Origin of the sequence: Flammeovirga kamogawensis, assembly GCF_018736065.1 — a bacterium.
GTDB lineage: Bacteria > Bacteroidota > Bacteroidia > Cytophagales > Flammeovirgaceae > Flammeovirga > Flammeovirga kamogawensis.
This window is the reverse complement of record NZ_CP076128.1, coordinates 3,243,662-3,256,177: the sequence shown is the minus strand read 5'-3', so window position 1 is coordinate 3,256,177 and position 12,516 is coordinate 3,243,662. Positions and strand designations below refer to the sequence as shown.

The 12,516-nt window shown below is 32.9% G+C and carries 10 protein-coding genes; 3 read left to right on the top strand and 7 right to left on the bottom strand.

The genetic code is table 11. From position 1 onward, the window contains the following. Positions 1-126 precede the first annotated feature (126 nt). Positions 127-1,359: a nucleoside recognition domain-containing protein gene (locus tag KM029_RS12985; protein WP_144073673.1), complete on the top strand. Its 1,233-nt coding sequence runs from the start codon at positions 127-129 to the stop codon at positions 1,357-1,359. Between the two features lie 83 nt (positions 1,360-1,442). Continuing rightward, on the top strand, positions 1,443-4,079 hold the full coding sequence (locus tag KM029_RS12980; RefSeq protein WP_221465158.1) for a DUF5916 domain-containing protein: 2,637 nt from the start codon (positions 1,443-1,445) through the stop codon (positions 4,077-4,079). 1 nt (position 4,080) lies between these two features. Here KM029_RS12980 and KM029_RS12975 read toward each other — a convergent pair whose 3' ends face one another. From KM029_RS12975 to hslV, 6 genes are all read right to left on the bottom strand, one after another. Further along, positions 4,081-4,905 (bottom strand): alpha/beta fold hydrolase, encoded by an 825-nt coding sequence (locus KM029_RS12975; protein ID WP_144073672.1) that lies wholly within the window; start codon positions 4,903-4,905, stop codon positions 4,081-4,083. A gap of 107 nt (positions 4,906-5,012) precedes the next feature. Further along, a complete protein-coding gene (locus tag KM029_RS12970) occupies positions 5,013-5,588 on the bottom strand; it encodes a 50S ribosomal protein L25/general stress protein Ctc (RefSeq protein WP_144073671.1) in 576 nt (191 codons plus the stop codon). A gap of 249 nt (positions 5,589-5,837) precedes the next feature. After that, complete coding sequence (locus tag KM029_RS12965; RefSeq protein ID WP_144073670.1) at positions 5,838-6,761, bottom strand: ribose-phosphate pyrophosphokinase; 924 nt, start codon at positions 6,759-6,761, stop codon at positions 5,838-5,840. 221 nt (positions 6,762-6,982) lie between these two features. Continuing rightward, a complete protein-coding gene (locus tag KM029_RS12960; RefSeq protein WP_144073669.1) occupies positions 6,983-7,363 on the bottom strand; it encodes a hypothetical protein in 381 nt (126 codons plus the stop codon). A gap of 200 nt (positions 7,364-7,563) precedes the next feature. Beyond that, positions 7,564-8,457, bottom strand: coding sequence for a 1-aminocyclopropane-1-carboxylate deaminase/D-cysteine desulfhydrase (locus tag KM029_RS12955; RefSeq protein WP_205125437.1), 894 nt, complete (start codon positions 8,455-8,457; stop codon positions 7,564-7,566). Between the two features lie 8 nt (positions 8,458-8,465). Then, positions 8,466-9,011 carry an ATP-dependent protease subunit HslV gene (hslV, locus tag KM029_RS12950; RefSeq protein ID WP_184679477.1) on the bottom strand — a complete coding sequence of 182 codons (546 nt, stop codon included), beginning with the start codon at positions 9,009-9,011 and terminating at the stop codon, positions 8,466-8,468. A gap of 234 nt (positions 9,012-9,245) precedes the next feature. Between hslV and KM029_RS12945 the strand changes: the two genes are divergently transcribed. Further along, positions 9,246-11,837, top strand: a complete 2,592-nt coding sequence (locus tag KM029_RS12945) for a M1 family metallopeptidase (RefSeq protein WP_144073667.1) — start codon at positions 9,246-9,248, stop codon at positions 11,835-11,837. 99 nt (positions 11,838-11,936) lie between these two features. Here the strand turns inward: KM029_RS12945 and nadD are convergent, their stop codons facing one another. Beyond that, a complete protein-coding gene (gene nadD, locus KM029_RS12940) occupies positions 11,937-12,509 on the bottom strand; it encodes a nicotinate (nicotinamide) nucleotide adenylyltransferase (RefSeq protein WP_144073666.1) in 573 nt (190 codons plus the stop codon). Positions 12,510-12,516 lie beyond the last annotated feature (7 nt).

The window sequence follows — 12,516 nt, the reverse complement described above, 5'->3', positions numbered from 1 at the left end:
AATTCTTGAACGCTAATAAAAGTCTCTTTATTTCATGTAAATAAAGAGACTTTTTTTTATTTCAATACTTTACTTCGTTCATCCTAGCTATATTTGTTTAAAACATACACTTCATAGACCTATTTCATGGCATTAAATTACATTTGGATATTCTTTATACTTGGAGCTTTTGTTGTCGCACTCTGCAAATGGGTGTTTCTAGGTGATGCTTCTACTTTTGCGGCTATCATAGAAAGTACTTTCAGTATGTCTAAAACAGCTTTTGATATATCAATTGGTTTAACTGGAACTCTTGCCTTATGGATGGGACTAATGGGAGTTGGAGAAAAAGGTGGAGCTGTTAATGTAATGGCAAAACTTGTAGGTCCTTTTTTCTCTAGAATTTTTCCTGATGTGCCAAAAGATCACCCTGCAATTTCATCTATGATGATGAATTTTTCTGCAAATATGCTTGGATTAGATAACGCTGCAACTCCTTTAGGGTTAAAAGCAATGAAAGAACTCCAAGAAATTAACCCTAAAAAAGATACAGCATCTAACCCTATGATTATGTTCTTAGTATTGAACACATCAGGTTTAACGCTTATTCCTATTACGGTAATGATGTATAGATCTCAATTAGGAGCTGCCACACCAACAGATGTTTTTATTCCAATATTATTAGCAACAAGTATTTCTTCTTTAGCTGGCCTTTTGATTGTTTCCATCTATCAAAAAATAAATTTATTCGATAAAGTAATTCTAGCCTATATAGGTGGTTTAGTTGCTCTAATAGCAGGTACTATTACATTATTTTATAATTTATCAAGCGAGCAAGCAAATACTGTATCTTCAATTGCTGGTAACTTTATTTTACTTTTTATTATCACTTCATTTGTAGGTTTAGCTGCCTATAAAAAGGTAAATGCCTATGATGCTTTTATTGAAGGAGCAAAAGAAGGTTTTAAAACCGCCGTTACTATTATCCCTTATTTAGTGGCTATATTAGTTGCTATTGGTATGTTTAGATCGTCTGGAGCTCTAGATTATATTATGGACGGTTTAAAATGGATGATTACTACTGGTTTTGGTATAAATGCAGAATTTGTAGACGCTCTTCCTGTAGCTTTTATGAAGCCATTAAGTGGTAGTGGTGCTAGAGGTATTATGCTTGATATTATGAATTCAGAAGGTGTTGACTCTTTTGCTGGAAAGCTATCTTCTATGATGCAAGGCGCTACTGATACTACTTTTTATATTATTGCAGTATACTTTGGCTCTGTCAACGTCAGAAAAACTAGATATGCAATTACTTGTGGTTTATTTGCTGATTTTGCAGGAGTTATCGCAGCAATTTTCTTAGCATATCTTTTCTTCTAATTAGTTTTATTATCACCTAGCAATGCTTAGCTTTACTATCTAGATATACACTTTACTTATACTACCATATTCAATTTACTTCATTGAAACTTCTACTACTCTTCATTACATTACTATCTTGTGCTATAGGCTCTCGTCTATATGCACAAAATAAATCTCATCGTAACTATACCACTAATAGTTTAGGTGATAAATCTATCACCATAGATGGAAAATTCGACGATTCTGCTTGGAATGAAGTGGAATGGGCTGATGATTTTACACAAAGATCTCCTATAGATGGAGCCGCTCCTTCTCAAAAAACAGCTTTTAAAGTACTATACGATACTAAGTACATTTATTTTGCAATTAAGGCTTTTGATTCTTCTCCTGATAGTATTGTAAAAAGAATGTCAAGAAGAGATGGTTTTGAAGGGGATTTTGTAGAAGTTAACATAGATTCCTATCACGATAAAACCAATGCCTTTTCTTTTACAGTAAGTGTATCTGGAGTAATAGGAGATGAGGCAATAAGCAATAATGGTAGAAATTGGGATTCAAACTGGGACCCAATTTGGTGGGCCAAAACTTCTATTGATGAAGACGGTTGGAATGCAGAAATTCGTATTCCTCTTTCTCAACTTCGCTTTGCGAAATCAGATAATATGACTTGGGGATTACAGGTTACCAGAAGATTATTTAGAAAAGAAGAACGTTCTTATTGGCAATATATTCCTAAAGATTCTCCAGGTTGGGTTTTTCTATTTGGAGAACTTCATGGTTTACAAGGTATTAAACCTCAGAAACAATTAGAAATAGCCCCTTATGTTTTAGGAAGAAATGATAGAGCTCCAAAAGAAGATGGAAACCCTTATAAAACAGGTTCAGAATATAGTGCTAATGTTGGTGTAGATGGTAAAATTGGTATTACCAGTGATATTACTTTTGATTTTACTGTTAATCCAGATTTTGGACAGGTAGAAGCAGACCCATCACAACTAAATTTATCTACTTTCGAAATATACCTTAGAGAAAGACGACCGTTCTTTATTGAAGGTAGAAATACACTGTCTTTTGATGGAACAAAATCGAATGCAGGTGGTAGCTTTTCTAGAGATAATCTTATCTATACTAGACGAATTGGAAAAAAGCCTAGTTATCAACCTGATGTAGAAGATGGTCAATATCTAGATCAGCCAAAAGTTGTTCCCATTATAGGTGCCTACAAACTAACAGGCAAAAATAAAAAGGGGTTTGCTTTTGGTGTAATGCAAAATTTCACAGCAGAGACAAAAGCAGAAATTGATACAAAGGGTGTAAAATCAAATCAAATAGTAGAACCTTTTACTAGTTATTTAGCAGTAAGAGCTACTCAAGATATAAACGAAGGTAATTCTGTAATTGGGGCCGCATTTACAGCTACAAATAGAAATATCACTTCTGATAATCTTAATTTTTTACATAAAAATGCTTATTCAGGAGGTATAGATTTTTTACATCAATGGAATGACAGGTCATACTATCTACAAGGAAACCTTATGATTAGCCATATTGAGGGAAGTACAGAATCAATCACATCAACACAAGAATCTGGTCGTCACTTCTTTCAAAGACCAGATGCCAATTATGTTTCTGTTGATACTACGGCCACACAAATGACAGGAACTGGAGGATATTTAAAATTTGGTAGAGGAGGTGGAAGTCCTTGGCAATACGAAATTGGTACCACTTGGAGATCTCCCAATTTTGAAATTAATGATATTGGCTTTTTAAATCATTCAGATTTAATTGATCAATGGGCAAGAGTTGGTTTTCAAACACTCCAACCCGTAGGCGTATTTAGAAATATAAATGCCGACCTTAGAGAGTATATGTATTTCGATTATGGAGGAAATAATACCTACTTCGGGATTCACGGACGTTTAATTCTAGAATTTAATAACTTCTGGGAGTTTGCCACAGGAGGTGCTGTTCAGATAAAACGTTTAGATAATTTTATGCTACGAGGAGGACCTGCCTTTTTAAAACCAAGTAAAGAAGAAATATGGTACAATATAGAAAGTGATGACAGGAAAAAACTCTCTTTCAATTTTGGTAATGAGTTTGCCTTTACTAATAATAATGCAGGTTTTAATGCTGATGCTTGGGTTGGCGTAAATTATAGACCAATAAATGCCGTAGAACTTCAATTATCTCCTTTTATATCATACAATAGAGATAATATCCAATATGTAACTACAGAACAAAATAATGCTGGTAACAATTATATTCTTTCAAGATTAGAGCAACATACATTTGGTTTAACAATACGTGGTAATCTTATTATAAGACCTAATTTATCTCTTCAATATTATGCTCAACCATTTGCATCTAGAGGTGATTATCATGATTTTAAAAGAGTAGAAACTCCAAAAGCTAGTAATTATTCAGACAGGTTTCATCAGTTTTCTTCAGATGAAATCACTTACGATGATACATCAGAACAATACACTGTGATTAATCAAGATGGTAATTACTCTTTTGGCAAGCCAGACTTTGACGTGATAGATTTTAATTCGAACCTTGTTCTAAGATGGGAATATATACCTGGTTGTACCTTTTTTGCTGTTTGGTCTCAAGGTAGAGGAGATATTATAGAGCCTTTTAGAGAGTTTTCTTTTTCAGAAATTGTAAACAACATCGCAAACTCTCCTTCTGAAGATGTGTTTATTATGAAATTAACCTACCGTTTCCGAAAGTAAACTATTGATTATCTTCCATCATTATATCACATAAATCCTCATCTATCAATAGATGTCCTTTAGGTAAAGTAAAGAAACGCACATTATCTAATTGCTTTGAAAACTTAATAGCTCCATCAAGTAGAATAACTTCATCCCTTTCTCCAAAATACATATCTACAGGAATTTTTCTCTGATTAATCTTAGAGGCTACTTCTTTTAAATCAGGCTGCATATATCGTGACGAGGTTGCTGTCCCAAAAAATCTTCTTCGTTGTTCTTTTGTCTCAAAATGATTCATAAAGAAATCATACAAAAATTTAGAAAGCCAACCTCTTTTATAAATCCAACCAACTAGCTTAAACATCGCTTTCGGAAAACGCATTAATAGCATCATAGACTCTAAATACCATCTTGGCAATTTTGATACATCATACAAAATATGTGTTTTCAAACCATCTGAAGCACATAAAATTAATCTATCAATTTTATCACTAAAGTACTTTTGTACACAATACATTGTAATTTTCCCACCCATACTGTATCCTAAAATAGAAAAACGTTCTTGCTTATATTCTAAAAGAATTGCCTCAATAATACTTTTAATATTTCTAGAAGAATAATAGGAGGGAGTCCATTCTGTTTTTCCATGGAAAGGAAGAGAAAAAGCAACAATAGTATATTCTTTTTCCCAAGCTGGAGCAATATGTCTAAATAGATTAACACTATCTCCAAAGCCATGAATACAAATCAATAATTTAGTACCATTACCAAATTGGAGGCATTCTATTTTCCCTTGCTCTAATGGTAAGAAAAATGATTTAGGAAGTGTTGAGTTGGTAAGCATGAGTATAATGACTATTTATTCATTCACATTATACAATAAAAAAATGAGACAAAAAAAGAGGTACTGTATTTCTACCGTACCTCTTTTCTTTATAATTAAGCTGCTGATTACTCTGCTGCTGCGTCCATAGCAGAACGTAAAGCTCTAGGAATAGCAACTGATGCAACTGTAACTGAGTCGTTATAAAGGATCTCATAGTTATCAGGCTTGATAGCACCAACACGTACTGACTTACCAAGTTCCATACCTTCAATAGATACTTCAACGCTTTCTGGCATGTTAGCAGGAAGTGCTTTTACTTTAATCTTTCTGATTTTAGCAACTAGTTTACCACCTTGTTGGATACCAGGAGATTTACCAGTGAAAGATAAAGGAACGTCCATTTTGATAGGAGTATCTTCTTTCAATTCTAAGAAGTCTGCGTGAAGCAATACTTCAGAGATTGGGTGAAGTTGGTAATCTTGTAAGATAGCAGTTTTTTCTACACCTTCGATGTTGATCTTAACGAAACAAACAGCAGGAGTATAAATGATATCTTTGAACAAGTACATTGGTACTGCAAAGTGAATTGGCTCTTCGCCACCATATACTACACATGGAGCAAGACCTTCTTTTCTTAAGTCTTTAGCACTTTTTTTTCCTAAAGCCTCACGCTTGTAACCAACGATTTCAACTGTTTTCATCTGATTTTTTATTATAAAAGTAAAACATGTATTAACGCTTTGGTACTTGACCTTCCTTTACCCGAAAGTAGGATCCCATCCCAAAACATGCTTAACAAAGATTTCCTTTGAGGGAAATCAGCGTGCAAAGGTACATATATTATTTTGTAAAATGAAATATGTGTTTAACCTTGTTAGCACAAAAAAGGCTATTTACCAACAAGTTATGCTGATAAATAGCCTTATATAAAAAATTCTCGACTTATCTTATTAGATAAATAGAGAACTAATTGATTCGTGATCTTGAATCTTTCTAATTGCCTTAGCAAATAACTCTGCTACAGAAAGAACGCGAATTTTTTCTCTGTTCTCTACCTGTAATGTATCTGTTACTACTAATTCTTCTAATACAGAAGCAGCTACTCTATCATATGCAGGACCAGAAAGTACACCATGTGTACAAATTGCTCTTACAGATTTAGCACCTTTTTCCATAATAATCTCTGCAGCGTTACATAAAGTTCCAGCAGTATCTGCAAGGTCATCAATAAGAATTACGTTCTTATCTTTAACATCACCAATAACTTGCATAGATGCAACTTCATTAGCTCTTTCGCGGTGTTTATCACACATAACGATATCTGCTTTAAAGTGCTTTGCATAAGATCTCGCTCTTTTTGCACCTCCAACATCAGGAGAAGCAAAAGTAAGGTTATCTAAACCTAAGCTCTCAATGTAAGGAACAAAAATTGGTGAACTTTGAAGGTGAACAACTGGGATATCGAAGAAACCTTGAATTTGATCTGCATGAAGTTCACATGTTACTACACGTGTTGCTCCTGCTGCAGTTAAAAGGTTTGCAATCAATTTTGCTCCAATTCCCACTCTAGGCTTGTCTTTTCTATCTTGACGTGCATATCCGAAATATGGTAGTAAGACAGTAACAGTTTGTGCAGATGCTCTTTTAGCAGCATCAATCAACAATAATAATTCTAATAAATTATCTGCTGGTGGACAAGTAGATTGGATGATAAATACATCACAGCCTCTAACAGACTCGTTGAAGTGAGTAGAAATTTCTCCATCACTAAAACGTTGAAGAACTACATCTCCTAAAGATTTACCATAAGAGTGTGCAATTTTGCTAGCGAGATATTCTGTTCCCGAAGCTGAAAAGATTTTAACTGAAGACATCAGTAATTTTTTTTTGGTACGCTATCTATGAATTCCAAAACCATTGGATGATTCTGTTTAGGTTTGCCTATCACTTACAATAAGTTTATGCATTCTTAAACAATCACCACTGCAAATTTATAAGAATCAGTTATATGTTCTACCATTCATTAAAAAGAATTTAAATAAAAAAGGTAATCTTTTGCAAGACTACCTTAAAACATGGTAATATTTTGTATTTTCTATTCTCGCATTACATAGTAGTATATGCCTTCGTTATTCATTAAGAGATCTGCCTTCTGTGCAATTTGATCTAAATCTACCTCATGTACATCTCCATTATGGTAATGAATTAATCGAAAATCTTCTGCACTGTATACATATACTTCTGATACTTTTACTATTTCTTCATTCAATGCTACATTTTCATGGTTGTCTAATCCCCAATTTAATTCATGTAGCGTAATCTCTAAACTTGATAAATAATGCGGCCCTAACATTTCTAAGGCTGTGTATTCATCTTGTGAATATTCTTGTTCAGAAATTTTTTGAATCTCTTCTGTTTGAGCAAATAAACACAAACTACAAAAAAGGGTAACTAAAAGAAGTGATAATCGTTTCATGACGTTTATGGGTTTAAGTTAATTAATATATAAACGCTTAAAAGAGTATTTTAAGTTTCAATTTTGATTTTATTAGACGTAAGTTTTTCTCTTTTATCTAATATCTTTAAAATATGTTAATTATTAATAAAAGTCAATTAATAATTGTATTTAAAACACTTAATTGATGACAATCACCAAAATTAGTTTCAATTTTCCATTTATCTATTTATTTGTAACCCTCCAGAGTGTAAAGCAACTATAATACTACCACGTTCAAAAAATCCATTTTTAATCAGATCAATTACTCCATACATCATTTTTCCAGTATAAATTCGCTCTAGCTCTATGTGATGTTTTTCTTTAAAATCTTCCATAAATGCCAATAATTCAGGTTTCTTTTTAGCGTATCCTCCAAAGTGGTAAGTAGTATTTAAAGACCAATTAATATTTATATTTTCTTTAGAAGATAAAAATCCATTAATATCATCATATAAAAATTCTCCTCCTTTTAAAGCTGGAAAACCTATAATTTTAGTGTTACTCTTTATAGAATTGATTAACCCTGCCAAAGTACCACCTGTTCCACAAGCAGCACACACATAATCAACTTTTTGATTAAAATTATTAATCTCCTCACCTAATTCTGCAACCCCTTCTAATGCCAATTGATTTGATCCTCCCATTGGGGCCATATAAAAATCGCCAAATTGTTCTCTTAATTTTGGTATTGCAGCTTTATAATCTCTAAATGATGTACGATCTAGGTACGTAAGTTCCATACCCTGAGAAGTAGCAAAATTCAATGTTTTATTTAAAGGAAGGTGTTCCTCTCCTCTAATAACACCTATTGTTTTCATACCATATAACTTTCCTGCAGCTGCAAAAGCATGAATATGGTTAGAGTAAGCTCCTCCAAAAGTAAGCAAAGTTGAATACCCTTCCTCCTTCGCTTTTAAAAGGTTGTACTTTAATTTTCTCCATTTATTTCCTGAAACCTCCGGATGTGTTAAATCATCTCTTTTTACAAACAAACGGACCCCATTCTGTTCTAGAATAGGGTCCTTTATTTCTTGCATTGGAGTATTTTCAGAGGGTTGCTCTAAATAATCCATATTTTGAGTTATTCTTTTACTGTTTCAATAACAAAATTATGGTTAGTGTAGATACAAATGTCTGCAGCAATATCTAAACCTTCTCTTACCATATCTTCTGCTGTCATGTCTGGAGCATGCTTTTTTAATGCTAAAGCTGCAGATTGTGCATACATACTACCAGAACCGATAGCTGCAATATCATGATCAGGTTCTATCACATCACCTGTTCCAGAAATAATTAGTACGTCATTTTTGTCAGCAACAATCATCATTGCTTCTAACTTTCTTAAATAACGATCCGTACGCCAATCTTTTGCTAATTCAATAGCTGCACGTTTCATATTACCCTCGCCAAAAGCATTTAATTTTTCTTGAAAACGTTCCATTAATGTAAATGCATCTGCAGTAGAACCAGCAAAACCACAAAGAATTTTACCTCCCATTAATGTTCTTACTTTTTTAACATTACTTTTTGCAACTGTATTTCCAAATGTTGCCTGCCCATCGGCACCCAATGCCACTTGACCGTTTTTCTTAACAGCAAGGACGGTTGTTGATCTAATTTTTTCCATAATATTTTTTTATGATAGCGTTTCAATAAACGGCCCACCTAGAAAATCATCGCCAAATTGTCAGTTTATAAGATTTTTTAGCCTTCAAATTTTCAAAAATCGTATGATTTCTACCTAATTTGTCATATTCTACATTAATATCCTTAATACTCTCGATTTTCTGAAGTATTTTCAATGTAGATTATTAAAATAATTCATTTAACTAGAGAATTTTTTCAATAGACCAATTTTTATATGATATCAAATTATAAACATGCCATCTTTTGTGCTCTTCTTTTAAGTAGTTCTTTAAATGCGTGTAAAACGGTTAAACCTGCCGCTGCTGATCAAGCTGCAATTGAAACACCAGATACACCTATTACACCAGAAATATTACCAGAAGAAGATACTACTCAACCTGAGTGGATTTCTAAAGGTGGTCCATATCAAGCTGCATATGATCGTTCTTTTAATTTACTACACACACAATTAAAAGTAAGCTTTGATTGGGAAAAACAACACATGAGTGGGGATGCAATATTGACTTTACAACCGCATTTCTATTCTCAAAAAGATGTTATTTTAGATGCAAAAAACTTTGATATTCATAAAGTTGAACTTGTTGATAAAAATCAAAAAGTATTAAAAAGCTTAGACTACACATATGATAGTATACAAATTACTATAGCACTAGATAAATCTTATTCTAGAAATGATGTATGTTCTATTCATATTTCATACACTGCTAAGCCAAATGAAAGAGAAAGTCATGGGAGTGAAGCTATCACATCAGACAAAGGACTTTATTTTATCAATCCTTTAGGTGATGAAATAGGAAAACCACAACAAATCTGGACACAAGGAGAAACTGCTGCAAACTCTTGTTGGTTCCCTACATTCGATCATCCAAATGTAAAAATGAAGCAAGATGTATTTATCACTGTACAAAATAAATACGTAACGCTATCAAATGGTAAGCTCGTTTCTCAACAAAAAAATAGTGATGGAACACGTACTGACCATTGGAAACAAGAATTACCACACTCAGTATATTTAACAATGATGACTGTTGGTGATTTTGCTATTGTAAAAGATGAATGGAGAGGAAAAGAAGTTAGTTATTATGTGGAACCAGCTTTTGAAAAATACGCAAGAACAATTTTTGGTAATACACCAGAAATGCTAGAATTTTTCTCTGAAAGATTTAATTATGATTACCCTTGGGCTAAATACTCTCAAGTAATAATTAGAGATTTTGTATCTGGAGCAATGGAAAATACGACAGCTTCAACCTTTATGGAGTCTGTACAAGTAGATGATAGAGAAAAACTAGATCAAGATTGGGATTTTATTGTTGCTCACGAACTTTTCCATCATTGGTTTGGTGATTTAGTAACTTCAGAATCATGGTCTAATTTACCACTAAATGAATCTTGGGCAAACTACTCTGAATACCTTTGGAGAGAACATAAAATTAGTAAAGATGAGGCGGATTATGCTTTACAATCTGAACTAGATAGTTATTTAGCAGAATCAGAAACTAAGCAAGAACCACTAATTCGTTACCACTATCAAAATAAAGAAGATATGTTTGATAGCCATTCTTACGCAAAAGGTGGTTATACTTTAAACTTACTTCGTCATACTATTGGTGATGATGCATTTTTTCAAGGTGCTTCTTTATACTTAAAAGAAAATGCTTTTAAGGCAGCAGAAATTGCTCATTTAAGATTAGCATTTGAGGAAGTGACAGGTCAAGATCTTAATTGGTTCTTTAATCAATGGTTTATGGAGGCGGGGCACCCAGACCTATTCATTAAAGATTCTTTTAGTAATGGTAAAGTAAAATTATTAGTTCAGCAGCGTCAGGATCCAGAGTATACTCCTATCTACAAAATTCCTACAACAGTTGAATTTTGGTGGAACGATGGTCATTCTGAGCAAAGACAAATTACAGTAAAAGAAGCTAGTGAAACATTTTCTTTTGCATTTGCAGAAAAACCGAGTTTAATCATTTTTGATACTGAGCATATTATACCAGCTGTAATAACACATTCAAAAAACACAGAAGCCTATTTACAGCAGGCAAATGTAGCCACTAATATTATGCATAGGGTAGAAGCTATATTACAATTAGGTGATATGATAACTGCAGACCCCTCTTTAATAGCTAAATTAAATACATATTTAAAAGATCCTTTTTGGGGTATTAGAGAAACAACAGCTACTATTTTTGATGGATACAAAGGTACTGGAGATCTTAACCCAACTATTGCAATTCTTCGTGATCTTGTAAAGAATGACCCTAAATCTACTGTAAGAGCAACTGCATTAAGTACATTAAGTTCAATTGATGAAAACTTCTTGCCTACTGCACAACAGGCATTAAATGATAGTTCTTATATGGTAATTGCGACTTCTTTATATGCAACATCTGCTATTGAAGGACCTAGTATTGTTCCAACTTTAGAGAAGTTTGCAGACGCAAGAAACCCTAATATTGTATTCGTATCTTCTATGATTTATGCTGAATTGGGTACTGAAGGTAAACTGCCTTGGTATGATGCTAAATTAGCAGAAATGAATGATCAGTATAGACAGTATATGTTTAGAACAATGACTGGTTATATTCTTTCATTACAAAATGAAGAGGAAAAAGAAAAGGCAGTTGATATTGTTTTAAAATATGCTCAAAATCGTGGTAGTAGCACACAAACTAAAATTGCTGCATATCAAGCCTTAAGTCCTTTATTAGAAGATGAAACTTTAAAAGGTAAAATAGAAGAAGCTTTAAATAAAGAAACTGACAAAGATGTTATTGATGCATTAAAACAACAAGGCTACTAATTAAGTACCTAAAAGTTTTAAATTGATTTCTATTTTTTCATAAATAAGGGCTGTTTCCAGTTAGGAAACAGCCCTTATTTTATAATCAATAAATTCTTATTATTGATAAAAATTTCTACTGCTTATCAACTTCAAGACACTTTCTGGTACTAAATACCTAATATCTTTTTCATCCTTTATCGAATTTCTAATAAATGTAGCTGATATATCAACCATAGGTGCATCTATCATTTGTACATTATCATGCTCTTTTAAATCAGAATCTTTCGCTTTTGGTCTAGGGTAAACAAGTAGTCCATAATCATCTAAAATGATTTCATGGTTTTTCCACTTTTTAAAACCTGATAAATTATCCTCACCTACAATCAACTTAAAATCAAAATGTGGGTGTTTTGAAGATAAATATGCTAAGGTATCCACAGTATAACTCGGTTTAGGCATTCTAAATTCAATATCTGATGATCTAAATTTAAAATTTCCATCAATTGCAGCATTCACCATATCTAAACGATCAAACTCATGCAATAATGTATTCTTCTTTTTAAAAGGGTTATGAGGTGAAACAACAAACCACACTTCATCTAAATTTCCATTTTGCAGCATTGCATTTGCAAGGATTAAGTGCCCTACATGAATAGGGTTAAATGATCCAAAAAATAGTCCTACTTTCATTGGTATG